This is a genomic window from Vibrio alfacsensis, assembly GCF_019670485.1.
GTDB classification, from domain to species: domain Bacteria; phylum Pseudomonadota; class Gammaproteobacteria; order Enterobacterales; family Vibrionaceae; genus Vibrio; species Vibrio alfacsensis.
In genome coordinates this window covers 546,576-563,983 of sequence record NZ_AP024165.1, presented here as the reverse complement: position 1 = coordinate 563,983, position 17,408 = coordinate 546,576, and the positions used below count along the sequence as shown (strand labels likewise).

The 17,408-nt window shown below is 45.7% G+C and carries 10 protein-coding genes, 4 tRNA genes, 3 rRNA genes and 1 other annotated feature; of the genes, 6 read left to right on the top strand and 11 right to left on the bottom strand.

Annotation, left to right across the window (positions count from 1 at the left end; genetic code table 11):
- The first annotated feature begins 102 nt into the window (after window positions 1–102).
- A protein-coding gene (locus VA249_RS02600; RefSeq protein ID WP_221068743.1) for an IS630 family transposase occupies window positions 103–1,138 on the top strand; the annotation gives its coding sequence in 2 pieces (ribosomal slippage) (window positions 103–561 and window positions 563–1,138; 1,035 coding nt in all).
- A gap of 87 nt (window positions 1,139–1,225) precedes the next feature.
- Here VA249_RS02600 and VA249_RS02595 read toward each other — a convergent pair.
- From VA249_RS02595 to rluD, 10 genes are all read right to left on the bottom strand, one after another.
- A tRNA-Trp gene (locus VA249_RS02595) sits at window positions 1,226–1,302 on the bottom strand.
- A gap of 35 nt (window positions 1,303–1,337) precedes the next feature.
- Window positions 1,338–1,414: transfer RNA gene (locus tag VA249_RS02590), tRNA-Asp, on the bottom strand.
- A gap of 65 nt (window positions 1,415–1,479) precedes the next feature.
- Window positions 1,480–1,596, bottom strand: a 5S ribosomal RNA gene (rrf, locus tag VA249_RS02585).
- 91 nt (window positions 1,597–1,687) lie between these two features.
- Window positions 1,688–4,580: ribosomal RNA gene (locus tag VA249_RS02580) — 23S ribosomal RNA — on the bottom strand.
- 327 nt (window positions 4,581–4,907) lie between these two features.
- Window positions 4,908–4,983, bottom strand: a tRNA-Glu gene (locus VA249_RS02575).
- Between the two features lie 37 nt (window positions 4,984–5,020).
- Window positions 5,021–5,096, bottom strand: a tRNA-Ala gene (locus VA249_RS02570).
- Between the two features lie 136 nt (window positions 5,097–5,232).
- Window positions 5,233–6,787: ribosomal RNA gene (locus VA249_RS02565) — 16S ribosomal RNA — on the bottom strand.
- Together the 16S, 23S and 5S rRNA genes with 4 tRNA genes alongside form the textbook arrangement of a ribosomal RNA operon.
- A 556-nt stretch (window positions 6,788–7,343) precedes the next feature.
- Window positions 7,344–9,917 carry an ATP-dependent chaperone ClpB gene (clpB, locus tag VA249_RS02560; RefSeq protein ID WP_221068741.1) on the bottom strand — a complete coding sequence of 858 codons (2,574 nt, stop codon included), beginning with the start codon at window positions 9,915–9,917 and terminating at the stop codon, window positions 7,344–7,346.
- A 142-nt stretch (window positions 9,918–10,059) separates the two neighbouring features.
- Window positions 10,060–10,788, bottom strand: a complete 729-nt coding sequence (gene pgeF, locus VA249_RS02555; RefSeq protein WP_221068739.1) for a peptidoglycan editing factor PgeF — start codon at window positions 10,786–10,788, stop codon at window positions 10,060–10,062.
- Window position 10,789: 1 nt separating this feature from the next.
- Window positions 10,790–11,767, bottom strand: a complete 978-nt coding sequence (gene rluD / locus VA249_RS02550; protein ID WP_128811585.1) for a 23S rRNA pseudouridine(1911/1915/1917) synthase RluD — start codon at window positions 11,765–11,767, stop codon at window positions 10,790–10,792.
- Window positions 11,768–11,903: 136 nt separating this feature from the next.
- On the opposite strand from rluD, the gene bamD reads away from it, so the two are divergent.
- The 5 genes from bamD (at window position 11,904) to yjjX (ending at window position 17,020) form a co-directional block, all read left to right on the top strand.
- Entirely contained in the window at window positions 11,904–12,632 is a 729-nt protein-coding gene (gene bamD / locus VA249_RS02545; protein ID WP_221068737.1) for an outer membrane protein assembly factor BamD, read from the top strand.
- A gap of 119 nt (window positions 12,633–12,751) precedes the next feature.
- Window positions 12,752–14,245 carry an MltF family protein gene (locus VA249_RS02540; RefSeq protein ID WP_221068735.1) on the top strand — a complete coding sequence of 498 codons (1,494 nt, stop codon included), beginning with the start codon at window positions 12,752–12,754 and terminating at the stop codon, window positions 14,243–14,245.
- A gap of 433 nt (window positions 14,246–14,678) precedes the next feature.
- Window positions 14,679–15,005: a ribosome hibernation-promoting factor, HPF/YfiA family gene (hpf, locus tag VA249_RS02535; protein ID WP_128811587.1), complete on the top strand. Its 327-nt coding sequence runs from the start codon at window positions 14,679–14,681 to the stop codon at window positions 15,003–15,005.
- 107 nt (window positions 15,006–15,112) lie between these two features.
- Window positions 15,113–15,235: a sequence feature (Phe leader region), on the top strand.
- A 12-nt stretch (window positions 15,236–15,247) separates the two neighbouring features.
- Window positions 15,248–16,426 carry a prephenate dehydratase gene (gene pheA, locus VA249_RS02530; RefSeq protein ID WP_221068733.1) on the top strand — a complete coding sequence of 393 codons (1,179 nt, stop codon included), beginning with the start codon at window positions 15,248–15,250 and terminating at the stop codon, window positions 16,424–16,426.
- A 60-nt stretch (window positions 16,427–16,486) separates the two neighbouring features.
- Window positions 16,487–17,020 carry an inosine/xanthosine triphosphatase gene (gene yjjX, locus VA249_RS02525; RefSeq protein ID WP_221068731.1) on the top strand — a complete coding sequence of 178 codons (534 nt, stop codon included), beginning with the start codon at window positions 16,487–16,489 and terminating at the stop codon, window positions 17,018–17,020.
- An 82-nt stretch (window positions 17,021–17,102) separates the two neighbouring features.
- Here the strand turns inward: yjjX and trpR are convergent, their stop codons facing one another.
- On the bottom strand, window positions 17,103–17,405 hold the full coding sequence (gene trpR / locus VA249_RS02520) for a trp operon repressor (RefSeq protein WP_221068729.1): 303 nt from the start codon (window positions 17,403–17,405) through the stop codon (window positions 17,103–17,105).
- Window positions 17,406–17,408: the final 3 nt, after the last annotated feature.

The following is a 17,408-nucleotide window of genomic DNA, read 5'->3' as shown; positions in this document are numbered from 1 at the left end:
CGAGTAACATAGAATGTCATTTTTCCCAGTATCGGGGTTATACCAATCTAAGTAAAAATATGATCTAATTGATGCGATTACTTTTTCGTAAAAACGGATGCTATGGACAGCCTCGATAACATTGACTTTAAAAAGCTTGCTAGCCAACAAAAATCTATCCAAATGAAGATGCGATTACTTGCGTTGGCCCACTTTAAAGATGGTCACTCTCGCACCCAAATTGCCAAGTTCCTTAAAGTCAGTAGAACTAGTGTCAACAAATGGGTACAAACGTTCCTTGAGGATGGCCTTGATGGGTTGCAAGAAAAACCAAGAACGGATCGGCCTGCTTTCCTTAATCCTCAACAACGTGAGCAATTAAGCCTATACATAAAGAATCGAGCAGAGGATTTATCTGGGGGCAGGTTAACTGGCGCTGACATCCATACCTATATCGCCGAAGAGTTTGGTAAGTACTACCATCCAGATTCCATTTATTATTTGCTCAATCATATGGGCTTTTCTTGGATAACTTCCCGCTCCAAGCACCCTAAACAATCCCAACAAATCCAAGACGATTTTAAAAAAATTCAAAATCGAAACGATCCTTAAGATCCCAGGCCATATGGGACTTGAGAGCGTTGATGTCTGGTTTCAAGATGAAGCGAGATTTGGCCAGAAAAATACGACAACTCGACTTTGGGCTGAACGTGGTTCAAGGCCGAGAGCGGTAAAACAACAGCAATTTGAGTATGCTTATTTGTTTGGCTCAGTATGCCCCACTAGAGGGATCGGAGAAGCAATGGTTGTTCCTTGGGTTAACAAAGAGATTATGGTTGAGCACCTTAAGCAGATCTCCGCAGTCACCGAAAAAGGACGTCATGCCGTCGTCATTATGGATGGCGCAGGATGGCACACCGAAGATATTGCCGATGAATTTCAGAACATCAGTGTCATCAAACTCCCACCCTATTCTCCAGAGCTAAACCCCATAGAACAAGTATGGAGTTGGTTGAGACAACACTATCTTGCCAATCAGTCTTTTTCGGATTACGAAGATATCGTCTCTAAAGTGTGTAGTGCTTGGAATAGTTTTTTGGAGTGCTCCACCAGGGTCTCCAAGATGTGTTCGAGAAGATGGATAGACCTGACCAGTTAATTTTCCAGATTGGTATTAGATATATACTAAAAAATACAAATGTTGAAATGCAAAAAAGCCTCAGCATTTCTGCTGAGGCTTTGAAGATGGCAGGGGTGGAGAGATTCGAACTCCCAACACGCGGATTTGGAATCCGCTGCTCTGCCAATTGGAGCTACACCCCTGTTGTTCGTTTTTAATGAGACGACTCTCGAATAAATGGCGGAGCGGACGGGACTCGAACCCGCGACCCCCGGCGTGACAGGCCGGTATTCTAACCAACTGAACTACCGCTCCACACGGTGACAGAGATTTCTCTCTATCCGGTAATCGCCGTTCAACGCGTTTACCTTAAATTTAAAGCCTGGCGATGTCCTACTCTCACATGGGGAAACCCCACACTACCATCGGCGCTATTTCGTTTCACTTCTGAGTTCGGAATGGAAATCAGGTGGGTCCAAAATGCTATGGTCGCCAAGCAAATTCTTTAATCTGGAAAGCTGTTTCTGTGTTCTCTACACAATCAAGTCTGTTCTTGCTTTGAGTCCATCAAAACCCTTTGGGTGTTGTATGGTTAAGCCTCACGGGCAATTAGTATCAGTTAGCTCAATGCCTCACAGCACTTACACACCTGACCTATCAACGTCGTAGTCTCCGACAACCCTTTAGGATACTTAAAGTATCAGGGAGAACTCATCTCAAGGCTCGCTTCCCGCTTAGATGCTTTCAGCGGTTATCGATTCCGAACTTAGCTACCGGGCAATGCGTCTGGCGACACAACCCGAACACCAGAGGTTCGTCCACTCCGGTCCTCTCGTACTAGGAGCAGCCCCTTTCAATTCTCCAACGCCCACGGCAGATAGGGACCGAACTGTCTCACGACGTTCTAAACCCAGCTCGCGTACCACTTTAAATGGCGAACAGCCATACCCTTGGGACCGACTTCAGCCCCAGGATGTGATGAGCCGACATCGAGGTGCCAAACACCGCCGTCGATATGAACTCTTGGGCGGTATCAGCCTGTTATCCCCGGAGTACCTTTTATCCGTTGAGCGATGGCCCTTCCATTCAGAACCACCGGATCACTATGACCTGCTTTCGCACCTGCTCGAATTGTCATTCTCGCAGTCAAGCGGGCTTATGCCATTGCACTAACCTCACGATGTCCAACCGTGATTAGCCCACCTTCGTGCTCCTCCGTTACTCTTTGGGAGGAGACCGCCCCAGTCAAACTACCCACCAGGCACTGTCCGCAACCCCGATAAGGGGTCGACGTTAGAACATCAACACTACAAGGGTGGTATTTCAAGGACGGCTCCACAGATACTAGCGTACCTGCTTCAAAGCCTCCCACCTATCCTACACATGTAGGGTCAATGTTCAGTGCCAAGCTGTAGTAAAGGTTCACGGGGTCTTTCCGTCTAGCCGCGGGTACACTGCATCTTCACAGCGATTTCAATTTCACTGAGTCTCGGGTGGAGACAGCGTGGCCATCATTACGCCATTCGTGCAGGTCGGAACTTACCCGACAAGGAATTTCGCTACCTTAGGACCGTTATAGTTACGGCCGCCGTTTACCGGGGCTTCGATCAAGAGCTTCGACCGAAGTCTAACCCCATCAATTAACCTTCCGGCACCGGGCAGGCGTCACACCGTATACGTCATCTTACGATTTTGCACAGTGCTGTGTTTTTAATAAACAGTTGCAGCCACCTGGTATCTGCGACTCTCGTCAGCTCCATCCGCAAGGGACTTCACCATCAAGAGCGTACCTTCTCCCGAAGTTACGGTACCATTTTGCCTAGTTCCTTCACCCGAGTTCTCTCAAGCGCCTTGGTATTCTCTACCCGACCACCTGTGTCGGTTTGGGGTACGATTCCTTACAATCTGAAGCTTAGAGGCTTTTCCTGGAAGCATGGCATCAATGACTTCACTACCGTAGTAGCTCGACGTCGTGTCTCAGCCTTAGAAAGAGCCGGATTTACCTAACTCTTAAGCCTACGCACTTGAACCTGGACAACCGTCGCCAGGCCCACCTAGCCTTCTCCGTCCCCCCATCGCAATTGTAAGAAGTACGGGAATATTAACCCGTTTCCCATCGACTACGCCTTTCGGCCTCGCCTTAGGGGTCGACTTACCCTGCCCCGATTAACGTTGGACAGGAACCCTTGGTCTTCCGGCGAGGAGGTTTTTCACCCCCTTTATCGTTACTCATGTCAGCATTCGCACTTCTGATACCTCCAGCATGCTTTACAACACACCTTCAACGGCTTACAGAACGCTCCCCTACCCAATGAAGTAAACTTCATTGCCGCAGCTTCGGTTTATTACTTAGCCCCGTTACATCTTCCGCGCAGGCCGACTCGACCAGTGAGCTATTACGCTTTCTTTAAATGATGGCTGCTTCTAAGCCAACATCCTGGCTGTCTGAGCCTTCCCACATCGTTTCCCACTTAGTAATAATTTGGGACCTTAGCTGGCGGTCTGGGTTGTTTCCCTCTCCACGACGGACGTTAGCACCCGCCGTGTGTCTCCCGGATAGTACTTACTGGTATTCGGAGTTTGCAAAGGGTTGGTAAGTCGGGATGACCCCCTAGCCTTAACAGTGCTCTACCCCCAGTAGTATTCGTCCGAGGCGCTACCTAAATAGCTTTCGGGGAGAACCAGCTATCTCCAGGTTTGATTGGCCTTTCACCCCTAGCCACAAGTCATCCGCTAATTTTTCAACATTAGTCGGTTCGGTCCTCCAATTGATGTTACTCAATCTTCAACCTGCCCATGGCTAGATCACCTGGTTTCGGGTCTATATCCAGAGACTGAACGCCCAGTTAAGACTCGGTTTCCCTACGGCTCCCCTAGATGGTTAACCTTGCCACTGAATATAAGTCGCTGACCCATTATACAAAAGGTACGCAGTCACAGGACGTAATGCCTGCTCCTACTGCTTGTACGTACACGGTTTCAGGTTCTATTTCACTCCCCTCACAGGGGTTCTTTTCGCCTTTCCCTCACGGTACTGGTTCACTATCGGTCAGTCAGTAGTATTTAGCCTTGGAGGATGGTCCCCCCATATTCAGACAGGATATCACGTGTCCCGCCCTACTCGATTTCACTGAATGTGCGTTGTCGACTACGGGGCTATCACCCTGTATCGCCGGACTTTCCAGACCGTTCGTCTAACGCATATAAAGCTTAAGGGCTAGTCCAATTTCGCTCGCCGCTACTTTCGGAATCTCGGTTGATTTCTTTTCCTCGGGGTACTTAGATGTTTCAGTTCCCCCGGTTCGCCTCATTAACCTATGAATTCAGTTAATGATACTAGCTTATGCTAGTGGGTTTCCCCATTCAGAAATCCCAGACTCAAATGGTTGTTACTACCTAATCTGGGCTTATCGCAAGTTACTACGTCTTTCATCGCCTCTGACTGCCAAGGCATCCACCGTGTACGCTTAGTCACTTAACCATACAACCCCAAAGAGTTTCAGAAGAAATCTTGAGTTTGTTGTTTAAACAACCAAAGTTGCTATCTCATTATTTGAATGAGCGAGATAGCTATCGATTTTGCCGGACTCAAATATGTTTTGCTTTCGCAAAACCCAAGAACACTTGAATGTGTTTTTGTGTATTCATCGAAATGAATACTTTGAGAACTTTACAAACAAATGCTTATCTATTTAAGACAAGATTTGTTTTGTCAGCTTTCCAAATTGTTAAAGAGCTAATCACTTCTCATGAAGTAACCATTTTTAAAAACACTCTGCTTTCTATTAAAAGAAAGTGTGCTTAAAGATGGTATCCCGTAGGGGAGTCGAACCCCTGTTACCGCCGTGAAAGGGCGGTGTCCTAGGCCTCTAGACGAACGGGACACTGTGTTGCATCATAAAATAGATGCAATAAAGCTAGTGGTGGAGCTAATCGGGATCGAACCGATGACCTCTTCGCTGCCAGCGAAGCGCTCTCCCAGCTGAGCTATAGCCCCACATAAAATCGTTTCAGCATTTTATGCAGAACCAATCTTTTGCTCTGAAATCTAAACCATATCAATCTGTGTGGACACTCATCGAGACTCATTTGTCTTCACTTTTAAAAAGTGAAAGCAAACTATCCATTTCGTATAAGGAGGTGATCCAGCGCCAGGTTCCCCTAGCGCTACCTTGTTACGACTTCACCCCAGTCATGAACCACAAAGTGGTAAGCGTCCTCCCCGAAAGGTTAAACTACCTACTTCTTTTGCAGCCCACTCCCATGGTGTGACGGGCGGTGTGTACAAGGCCCGGGAACGTATTCACCGTGGCATTCTGATCCACGATTACTAGCGATTCCGACTTCATGGAGTCGAGTTGCAGACTCCAATCCGGACTACGACGCACTTTTTGGGATTCGCTCACTTTCGCAAGTTGGCTGCCCTCTGTATGCGCCATTGTAGCACGTGTGTAGCCCTACTCGTAAGGGCCATGATGACTTGACGTCGTCCCCACCTTCCTCCGGTTTATCACCGGCAGTCTCCCTGGAGTTCCCGACATTACTCGCTGGCAAACAAGGATAAGGGTTGCGCTCGTTGCGGGACTTAACCCAACATTTCACAACACGAGCTGACGACAGCCATGCAGCACCTGTCTCAGAGTTCCCGAAGGCACACCTGCATCTCTGCTGGCTTCTCTGGATGTCAAGAGTAGGTAAGGTTCTTCGCGTTGCATCGAATTAAACCACATGCTCCACCGCTTGTGCGGGCCCCCGTCAATTCATTTGAGTTTTAATCTTGCGACCGTACTCCCCAGGCGGTCTACTTAACGCGTTAGCTCCGAAAGCCACGGCTCAAGGCCACAACCTCCAAGTAGACATCGTTTACGGCGTGGACTACCAGGGTATCTAATCCTGTTTGCTCCCCACGCTTTCGCATCTGAGTGTCAGTATCTGTCCAGGGGGCCGCCTTCGCCACCGGTATTCCTTCAGATCTCTACGCATTTCACCGCTACACCTGAAATTCTACCCCCCTCTACAGTACTCTAGTCTGCCAGTTTCAAATGCAATTCCGAGGTTGAGCCCCGGGCTTTCACATCTGACTTAACAAACCACCTGCATGCGCTTTACGCCCAGTAATTCCGATTAACGCTCGCACCCTCCGTATTACCGCGGCTGCTGGCACGGAGTTAGCCGGTGCTTCTTCTGTAGGTAACGTCAAATCCATACGCTATTAACGCATGAACCTTCCTCCCTACTGAAAGTGCTTTACAACCCGAAGGCCTTCTTCACACACGCGGCATGGCTGCATCAGGCTTGCGCCCATTGTGCAATATTCCCCACTGCTGCCTCCCGTAGGAGTCTGGACCGTGTCTCAGTTCCAGTGTGGCTGATCATCCTCTCAGACCAGCTAGGGATCGTCGCCTTGGTGAGCCCTTACCTCACCAACTAGCTAATCCCACCTAGGCATATCCTGACGCGAGAGGCCCGAAGGTCCCCCTCTTTGGCCCGTAGGCATCATGCGGTATTAGCCATCGTTTCCAATGGTTATCCCCCACATCAGGGCAATTTCCTAGGCATTACTCACCCGTCCGCCGCTCGCCGCCCAACAAATCCTCCGAAGATTCAATGTTGTCGCTGCCGCTCGACTTGCATGTGTTAGGCCTGCCGCCAGCGTTCAATCTGAGCCATGATCAAACTCTTCAATTTAAGATTTTGTTCGGCTCAATGAATACTGACTTCAAAACTGCTCTTACTCGAAAGTAAGAAGTAATTTTAAAGCTATTATCGTTCCAACAGAACGATAATGAATTGACTGTGCCAAGTCTTTCGACTCGTTTGGTCACTCAGTTCATTGAAACCTAATTTGAAACCGAAGTTTCTAATTGGATTATCATCAACGAGTGCCCACACAGATTGATAGGTCTATATTTTTAAAGAGCACACTCTGAAGTTCTCTTCAAAGTGGACGGCCATTTTAGCGAGATAACTTATCGTGTCAAACACTTTTTTAAGTTATTTCTCTGTGAGTTACTTTCGAACTCACTGACCTTGTTATCTCGACGTCGCTTTGTTTGCTTTCCCGTGACAACGGAGGCGCATTATAGGGAGTTCGTTTAGGAACACAACCCTATTTTTCAAAAAAACTTATCTTTTTGGTTTGTTCGTATAGAAAACAATCAAAACCCGATAAAAGTGCATCAAAAAGGGGGCTACCGCCCCCTAAACCTTGAACTTCGTCTCACTTTTCACTGCATTAGTGAAATTACTGGTGAGCGATAATTTGGTCATTGTTCACAATCAGCTGTACTTTCTTATCTGGCAATATTTGGCCAGCTAAGATTGATTTCGCTAATGGATTCTCAACATTCTGTTGAATTGCACGTTTTAGAGGTCGCGCACCATACACAGGATCGAAACCAACTTGAGCAATCAGATCGAGCGCTTTGTCAGATACCTCTAACTGATAACCTTTTTCTTCTAGGCGTTTCGCTAGACGCGCTAGCTGAATAGAAGCAATCGACTTAATGTGCTCTTGGCCAAGAGGATGGAAGACCACGCTTTCATCAACACGGTTTAAAAACTCTGGGCGAAAGTGTTTACTGACCACATCCATCACTTCATTCTTAATACCTTGGTAATCTAAAGTAGCAAAGTTCTCTTGGATGCGAGCTGAACCTAAGTTCGATGTCATGATCACTACAGTATTACGGAAATCAACCGTTCTACCCTGACCATCAGTTAGTCGACCATCATCCAATACTTGCAGCAGAATATTGAACACATCAGGATGTGCCTTCTCTACTTCATCTAATAGGATGACAGAATAAGGTTTACGGCGAACCGCTTCTGTTAGATAACCACCCTCTTCATAACCAACGTAACCCGGAGGCGCACCAACTAGTCTTGCCACAGAGTGTTTCTCCATGAACTCTGACATATCAATGCGTACCATTGCGTCTTCGCTATCGAACATAAAACTCGCGAGTGTCTTACACAATTCCGTTTTACCCACACCTGTTGGACCTAAGAATAAGAAGGAACCAATCGGTTTGTTTGGATCGGACAATCCTGCTCGGCTTCGACGGATCGCATTTGATACCACTTCAACCGCCTCCGCCTGACCAATCACGCGTTTGTGCAATACCTCTTCCATGCGGAGCAGTTTTTCTTTTTCTGCTTCGAGCATTTTAGAAACGGGGATACCCGTTTGCTTAGAGAGTACTTCTGCAATCTCATTGTCCGTCACTTTGTTACGCAGCAACGTCATCTCTTGCATTTCAGCTTGAGTAGCAAGATCGAGCTGTTTTTCAAGTTCAGGAATACGGCCATATTGCAGTTCCGACATGCGGTTTAGATCACCGGCTCGGCGTGCAAAGTCCATATCCATTCGGGCTTGCTCTAACTCACTTTTAATATGTTGTGTGCCAGATAGTGCTGCTTTTTCTGCATTCCATACTTCTTCTAGCTCTGCGTATTCACGTTCTTTCTCATTCAACTCGTCGTTAAGCACGTCCAAGCGTTTTTCACTTGCTTCATCGTGCTCGTTACTTAGTGCTTGCTGCTCAATTTTCAGCTGAATAATTTTGCGTTCGAGTTTATCTAGCGATTCTGGCTTAGAGTCGATCTGTAGACGAATACTAGAAGCGGCTTCATCAATAAGGTCGATTGCTTTATCAGGCAATTGACGATCCGAAACATAGCGATGCGACAAACTTGCCGCTGCCACAATCGCTGGGTCGGTAATCTCTACATGATGATGAAGCTCATAACGTTCTTTCAAGCCACGTAGAATCGCAATCGTATCTTCGACACTTGGCTCATCCACCAGCACTTTTTGGAAACGACGCTCAAGTGCCGCATCTTTCTCTATATATTGGCGGTATTCATCCAATGTAGTGGCGCCTACACAGTGGAGCTCACCACGAGCCAATGCTGGTTTTAGCATGTTACCGGCATCCATAGAGCCTTCGCCCTTACCCGCGCCAACCATGGTATGAAGCTCGTCGATAAACAGAATGACGTTACCTTCTTCTTTAGCGAGTTCATTCAATACCGATTTCAAACGCTCTTCAAACTCACCACGATACTTAGCTCCGGCAACAAGTGCGCCCATATCTAATGACAACACACGGCGACCACGCAGCCCCTCGGGAACTTCATTGTTGATAATGCGCTGAGCCAACCCCTCGACGATAGCGGTTTTACCCACACCTGGTTCACCAATGATCACAGGGTTGTTTTTCGTGCGGCGTTGCAACACTTGGATAGTACGACGGATTTCATCATCACGACCGATTACCGGATCCAACTTACCCTGCTCTGCGCGTTCGGTAAGGTCTATGGTAAACTTTTCCAACGCTTGGCGAAGTTCTTCCGCATTAGGATCATTGACTTTTTGTCCACCCCTGATCTTTTCGATCGCTTGGCTAACTTTTTGCTCGCTCAAACCCATCTCTTTTAACAACTGACCAAGTGGACCGCGATCTTCTAATGCAGCAAGCAAAAAGACTTCAGACGAGATGTAGGAGTCCTGACGCTTTTGAGCTACTTTGTCACACAAATTGAAAAGTGTACCCATAGAGCTAGACAGCTGAACATCACCGCCGATGCCACTGACTTTAGGCAGTCGGTCTAACATTTCGCTCAATTTAGAGCGTAGATGAGTTACGTCGACATCTAACATGGTTAGTAGTGGACGAATTGGGCTACCGTTCTGATCAAGCAATGCCACCATTAGGTGCACTGGTTCGATATATTGATGATCGCGCCCTAACGCTAGTGACTGAGCATCAGAGATAGCGATTTGAAACTTACTTGTGAATCTATCAAGACGCATATCTTCTTTCCTAACCTCAACTGAAGAAAATTCTTTTAACACTTAGAAAGATGGATACACAACGGAGGAATTTCAAGGGGAGAATAAATAAAGATAGTTTTGCAAAAATAACGCTTTGCATCTCTACTATTTTGCGGTGTAGTTAATCTTCAATCCAAATAAAAGTGGCTTGTCGACCAGTCACACCATCACGGCGATAGGAATAAAAGTCTTCTCTGTTTTGGAAAGTACACAATCCGGAATCAAACACTTGAGTAACACCAGCTTTATTAAGACGTTGAGTAGCAAGCTTGGACATATCCGCCAGCCACTTCCCTTCAATATTACGAGGAGTAAAGGCTTGATGAGCTTGTGAATCAAAATCTACAAAAGCTTGCAGAACCTCTTCACCGACTTCAAATTCTTGAGGGCCAATCGCAGGGCCAAGCCACGCCATAACGTTACCTGAAAATAAATCTAACGCATTTTCTACAATACCATTTGCTAAACCTCGCCAACCTGCGTGCACTGCCGCCACTTGAGTACCTTGAACATTCGTCAGTAGCACTGGCAAGCAATCTGCTGTCATTGCAGAACACACCACATAACTTGACGAAGTGAACACCCCATCAGCATCAAGTACTCGTTGAGTTGGAGCGTTCACTTGAGCAACAACAGTAGAATGGGTTTGGTTTAACCAAATTGGCGCAGTAGGCATATTAGCCTGTTGCACCAACCCGTCTCGGTTCTTTTCAACGATAGACAGATCATCCCCAACATGCGCACCAAGGTTTAACCCTTTATAAGGGCTACTCGAAAAACCTCCTACTCTTGTAGAGGAGAAGGCTTTTACGTGTTTCGGTGCAGGCCAGTTAGGAACAATCGCTTTCATATTAGAACTCGTCAGGCAGACCGTACTCTTCTGTATCTTTACGCAATGCTTCTGTCATGATGACCATATCATCTGGAACTGGAGCGTGGAACTCCAGCTGCTCACCAGTAATAGGATGTTCAAAACGCAGCATTACCGCGTGTAAAGCTTGACGATCAAAACCACGAATCATCGCCGTCAACTCTTCAGAAGCACCGGTAGGGATACGAGCGCGACCACCATATGCCGTATCACCTAGCAGCGGATGCTGTAGGTAAGACATGTGCACACGGATTTGGTGCGTACGACCCGTTTCAAGACGTAGACGAATACGCGTATGCTCACGGAAATGCTCCGCAACACGGTAATGCGTCACGGCTTCTTTCCCCATAGGGCTTACTGCCATCAAAGTACGTTTAGTAGAGTGACGACCAATAGGTTGCGCCACCTTACCACCCGCCGTCATACGACCGATCGCAATCGCTTCGTACTCACGCGTAATGTTACGCTTTTGCAACGCACGTACTAAACGAGTTTGAGCGGGTACTGTTTTCGCAACCACCATTAGACCGGTGGTGTCCTTATCCAGACGGTGTACGATACCTGCACGAGGCACTTCTGCAATGTCTGGGTAATGGTGCAATAATGCGTTAAGTACCGTGCCGTCTGGCGTGCCTGCACCAGGGTGTACGACAAAATCACGAGGTTTATTGATGACGATGATGTCTTCATCTTCGTACACGATATCAAGAGGAATATCTTGCGCTTCCCAGCGCTGCTCATCTTCTAACTCGGCTTGCAAGGTAATTTCCTCGCCACCCATTACTTTGGTGCGAGGTTTAGTGACAATTTCACCATTCACTTGTACTTTCCCATCGAGCAACCATTCTTTCAGGCGCGAGCGAGAGAAGTCAGCGAATAATTCGGCGATAGCTTGGTCTAAACGTTGACCTAACTGGCTATCTTTTACTGTGTTGGTTAAAACAATCTGCTGAGCCATATCGAACTTTTTTAAAAACTGTGAGACTAATGCTCACGACTGTGGAAAAATAGACTATTACATCATTGTATCTGTTACTGGAAAGAAAGTAACGGCAGCTTAAGAAATATTTAGATTCAAGGAACAGACTCCTGATATGAAACGTCAGACTTTAATAGGCCTTTTAGCGGTATCCTTTCTGTTTGGTTGTGCAAGCAAAGAAGAAATCGTTCCTGATGTGCCACCATCTGAACTCTATGCAGATACGCAAACTTCTCTGCAAAGCGGTAACTGGCTATCTGCCATTGAACAGTTGGAAGCACTAGACTCTCGCTACCCATTTGGTGCCTACTCTGAACAGGTACAACTTGATCTTATTTACGCGTACTACAAAAACGATGATCTTGCGTTAGGTTTAGCCACCATCTCTCGTTTTATGCGTTTAAACCCAACGCATTCTAAAATGGACTGGGTATTGTATATGCGCGGTTTAACCCACATGGCACAAGATCGCAATTTCATGCACGATCTATTTAGTGTCGATCGTAGTGACCGAGACCCTGAACCGGTAAAAAAAGCATTTGATGACTTCAAAAAGCTACTTGAGCGCTACCCGAATAGTCCATATGCAGAAGATTCGCAAAAACGTATGGTGGCTTTGAAAAACCGTTTAGCAGAATACGACCTTGCAACCGCAGACTTTTACCTGCGTCGCGAAGCATGGATTGCTGCAATAAACCGCACGCAAGAGCTTCAAAAGGCATACCCTAATACTGAAGCCGCTCGCAAATCTCTAAAAATCCAACTTGAAGCTTATAAACAGCTTAAACTCGATGACGCTATTGCTCACACAGAAGAACTCATCAAGTTAAACCCTATCAAATAAGCCTTACCGCCGCAGCTCAAACTGCGGCGGTTTCATTTTGTCTCCGCATTCAATTCCCCCCGATAACTTGATGGTTTTTAAAGCACTACTTATGCTTAAAGTTCTCATTCACCGCCAACATGGACGTGAGCGTGACACTATCAAAATTATGGGTAAGTCTGTTACTTCTCCTCTCCGCAACGGCTTTTTCATTAGAGCTGTCTCCTTTGAGACAACCGCCATACACCGGCGATCTCGATGTCATTAAAGAAAAAAATGTATTGCGGGTGTTAGTCTCTGCCGATTTAGGTTTTTATTATATTGAGGGTGGTGAACCAAAAGGTATTGGTGCCGAACTCTTAGCTCATTTTGAAAAAGAATTACGCAAGATAAAGCCAAAACTCAACGTTCAAATTATCCCTGTATCAAGAGATGAATTACTTCCCTCATTGGAGCAAGGTTTAGGGGATCTTGTCGTCGCAAATCTAACCATCACAAATACACGTAAAGATAAAGTCGATTTTAGTGACCCAATTATGACGGGTATTGAAGAATGGATCGTCACGAATAAAGCAACTCCTGTCATGACTAATATAGACCAACTCAGTGGGAAAGAAATTTGGTTACGTGCCAGTTCCAGTTACTTCGAGAGTATTCAGGCTTTAAATAAGAAGCTCAACAAAAAGGGGTTAGCGCCCGTTGTTGTTCATTTCATCGAAGAAACACTCCAAGACTATGAGCTTGTCGGAATGCTCAATAATGGCTATGTAAAAGCCATCGTTCTCGACAGTCACAAAGCAAAGCTATGGATGAACGTCATGAATGACATACGTGCCCAAACAAAAATCCCGATCCGTACCGGAGGCAAAATTGCATGGGCAATGCGTCACGATAGCCCAGAGTTAATGAAAATAGTGAACAAATTCATTCGAACGTCTAAATCTGGCACGCTACTTGGCAACGTCATTTACGGTAAGTACATCAGCAATACAAACTGGCTCAATAAAGCGCTCAACCCTAAAAAAATCGCCCAGCTTGAAAAACTCTCTTCACTATTCTCTCGCTACGCCGACAAATATGATTTTGATTATTTAATGGTTGCAGCTGTTGCTTATCAAGAATCAGGGTTTGATAACAGTCTCGTTTCAAGTCGAGGTGCCGTGGGAGTCATGCAGATTCTACCGAGCACTGCCAGTGATCCTAACGTCAATATAAAAAATGTTCGTAACTTAGAAAATAACGTCCATGCGGGTGTAAAATACATGGCTTTTCTACGTCGATATTATTTTAGCGATGACGCCATCACTAAGCAGAACAAAATGTACTTTACGCTTGCGGCATATAACGCGGGGCCGGGTAATGTCGAAAGGATGCGTAAGCGCGCCGCGCAACGAGGGTATGATCCCAACATATGGTTTCACAATGTAGAAGTAGTCATGCGAAGTGGCTTAGGTGAAACAGTGAGGTACGTAACTAACGTGAATCGATATTACGTGATCTACAAACAACTTGAGAGCCTAGATTTAGCTAAAAGCTTGGATAACGTACTACTCGTACCTGACGATCCTGTTTTTATGACACCGTTGCGCAGGATTAGTCAAACGCCAAATACAAAAACGCCGCTCTCTAATTGAGCGGCATCAAAAATGCTAAGTTTCACAGAGACTTTGTTTCAAAGAGAATCTGTTTCAAAGAGAATGTGTTTCAAAGGGACTGAGCTTCAAAAAACTATGCTTTGATATTAGCAGCTTTGGTATTAGCAACTCCCGAACAGGTTGAGATGTGCATCACACTTTTATACTGGTCATTTTTTAACTAACGAAAATAACAGGTCGTATAAAGTCCCTAAAAACGGGGGGGTTTTCAGCTAAGTACTCTATCCAATGTAATGATTCTGCACTCGATCACAAGTACTTTTCACATTAATCACAATAGTTCTTGAGTGAGATCACATTCATTTTTTAACTCAAAAAATCAAACCAAAATAGTGATATAGATCACATTATTTTCCTCTCAGAGCGGTAATCTGAATTCAACCCATGAGGGATGAAACAGAGGAAAATATTTATGACAATGAACATTACTGGTAAAAACATCGAAATCACCTCTGCAATCCGCGCTCATATTGAGAGCAAATTTAAAAAGCTGGAGAAATGGCAAGTTGACATCATTGGATGCCAAGCAACATTCAGTGAGGAACCAAATAAACAGAAGAAATTCGAAGCGGTTATTAAGGTACCTAAAGGACAACTAATCGCCTCAGCGACTCATGAAGACCTTTACGCAGCGATCAACGAAGTGGAGCAAAAATTAGAACGACAGCTGAACAAGCTAACCCACAAACCTGAAGCTCGCCGCGCAAGCAAACCTGAGCTAGTGGAAGAAGAAGAGTAAACTGACCAGATTGAGGAAATAGCGCCGAAAGGCGCTATTTTTTTGCTTGACGCTCTTCATCGGCTTGCTTATTGTGTTTAAACACTCACAAACTAAGCACTATTTATGCTATCAACCAACCTGTTTATTTTTGACTTCTTTTTCCTCCCATAGTTGGAGGGGCGAACTCGTTTGTGAAAGAAAAGTCAAAAACAAACAGAAAGCCTCCCAAAATGGGGGGCTTTTTTATAAGGAAAGAATTGATGACTGACCAACCTATTTCCCTAGAAGAAATTCGTTTACGTTTGAATGAACTTGATGACCAACTTCTTAGCTTATTATCAGAGCGCCGCAAGCTCAGCATTGAAGTCGCCAAAAGCAAAGTTCAAACATCAAAACCGGTTCGTGATGCTGTCCGTGAACAGCAGCTTCTAGTAAAACTGATCACCAATGGCCGTGATAAATACGAACTCGACGCTCAGTACATCACCAAACTTTTCCATACAATCATTGAAGATTCCGTTCTTCTTCAACAAAGCTACTTACAAAACCTTGTTAATCCTCAGCAAAGTCGAAAACCATTAGCTCGTGTCGCTTTCCTAGGGGCAAAAGGCTCATATTCTCATCTCGCAAGCCGTGAATATTTCAGTCGTAAAAACACCGAACTGATTGAACTCAACTGTGACCACTTCAAGGAGGTCACCCAAACGGTGGAGTCGGGTCATGCCGACTACGGCGTTCTGCCAATTGAAAATACCAGCTCTGGCTCTATCAATGAAGTCTACGACCTACTGCAGCACACTACGCTATACATCGTTGGTGAGTTAACTCAACCAATCGAACACTGCCTCGTGGCAACCAAAGACATTCGGCTTGAGAACATCAACACACTATACTCACACCCTCAACCACACCAGCAATGCAGCGAGTTTTTAAGCCGTATGAAAGGAGTGAAGCTCGAGTCTTGCGCAAGTACTGCAGATGCGATGCAAAAAGTCCAAGAATTGAATCGAGATGATGTTGCAGCCATTGGAAATGCGTCTAGTGGTAAGCTTTATGGACTACAAGCCATACAAGGTAACATTGCAAACCAGACCGAAAACCATACGCGTTTTATCGTGGTTGCCCGTAAACCGGTAGAAGTGTCAACGCAAATTCCAGCCAAGACAACACTTATCATGTCGACTTCGCAAGAGGCAGGCTCGTTGGTTCAAACACTATTAGTGCTTCAGCGCTACGGCATCAACATGACCAAGCTAGAATCACGTCCAATCATGGGTAACCCATGGGAGGAAATGTTCTATGTGGATCTCGAATCACACCTCGGTTCTACTGAAATGCAGCACGTTTTAGATGAGTTAACCAAGATCACTAAGCACTTGAAAGTACTGGGTTGTTACCCTAGTGAAAACATCAAACCAACCCAAGTAAAACTGAGTTAATTTACGGTGGTCGGTAAAAAGGACAAGCTAAGCAAAAAGAACATAGTAGGTAAAAAGATCATGGCAACCCAAAAAGTCGCAATTGCTTCCTTAAACCCTGCAAAAATCAAAGCGGTAGAAAGTGCTTTTCAAAGCGCTTTTCCAGAGCAAAGCTTTGAGTTTGTTGGTGTCAGTGTACCTAGTGAAGTCGCCGATCAGCCGATGTCGAATGAGGAGACTCACCTTGGCGCATTGAATCGAGTTCGCAATGCCAAAGCTAAAACGCCAAATGCTGATTTCTATGTGGGGTTGGAAGCTGGGATTGAGGAAAACGTTACTTTTGCTTGGATGGTGATTGAGTCTGATACTCATCGCGGAGAATCTCGCTCTGCAAGCCTGATGTTGCCACCAGAAGTACTCCAGAAGCTTAAGCATGCCAATGAACTTGGGGATGTGATGGATGAGGTATTTGGCACCGACAACATCAAACAAAAAGGTGGGGCGATTAGCCTACTGACTCAAAACCAACTGACGCGCAGTTCGGTGTACCATCAAGCTTTGATTTTAGCGTTGATTCCATTTACGAACCCAGAGCACTTCCCTGCCAACCTGTAACGAAACTAAAAAGAAAGTATTAAAAAGGGCGGAAAACTCCGCCCTTTCTGCTATCTGTAACTCAGAGAGTTCGACTCAAAAATTATTGAGCGCCCTGCTCTAATAATGTCTTGAGTTTGTCTTTGTCTGCATCGGACTTCGACTTTAACTCATTCGAACCACGAGTGATGGTAGCAATTCCCACTCCAAGCATTTGACTGATTTGACGCTGAGAAAGCTCACCCTTTAGCAATTCACTAAGAATATTCACGCGTGCAATTAATGATTCTCTTTCATCCGGCGTCATTAGCATGGTCAACAGCATCTCATGCTGCTGATCGTTGGCACTAGAACGGATTAATTCGACAATCTGTTGCCAGTCTTTGTACTCTGGTTCGTGTGACATCAA

Coding starts and splice junctions, on each gene's coding strand:
- trpR (WP_221068729.1), bottom strand. CDS start 17,405: ATGTCACACGAACCAGAGTACAAAGACTGGCAACAGATTGTCGAATTA.
- pgeF (WP_221068739.1), bottom strand. CDS start 10,788: ATGAAAGCGATTGTTCCTAACTGGCCTGCACCGAAACACGTAAAAGCC.
- clpB (WP_221068741.1), bottom strand. CDS start 9,917: ATGCGTCTTGATAGATTCACAAGTAAGTTTCAAATCGCTATCTCTGAT.
- pheA (WP_221068733.1), top strand. CDS start 15,248: ATGACTGACCAACCTATTTCCCTAGAAGAAATTCGTTTACGTTTGAAT.
- VA249_RS02540 (WP_221068735.1), top strand. CDS start 12,752: ATGGACGTGAGCGTGACACTATCAAAATTATGGGTAAGTCTGTTACTT.
- rluD (WP_128811585.1), bottom strand. CDS start 11,767: ATGGCTCAGCAGATTGTTTTAACCAACACAGTAAAAGATAGCCAGTTA.
- bamD (WP_221068737.1), top strand. CDS start 11,904: ATGAAACGTCAGACTTTAATAGGCCTTTTAGCGGTATCCTTTCTGTTT.
- yjjX (WP_221068731.1), top strand. CDS start 16,487: ATGGCAACCCAAAAAGTCGCAATTGCTTCCTTAAACCCTGCAAAAATC.
- hpf (WP_128811587.1), top strand. CDS start 14,679: ATGACAATGAACATTACTGGTAAAAACATCGAAATCACCTCTGCAATC.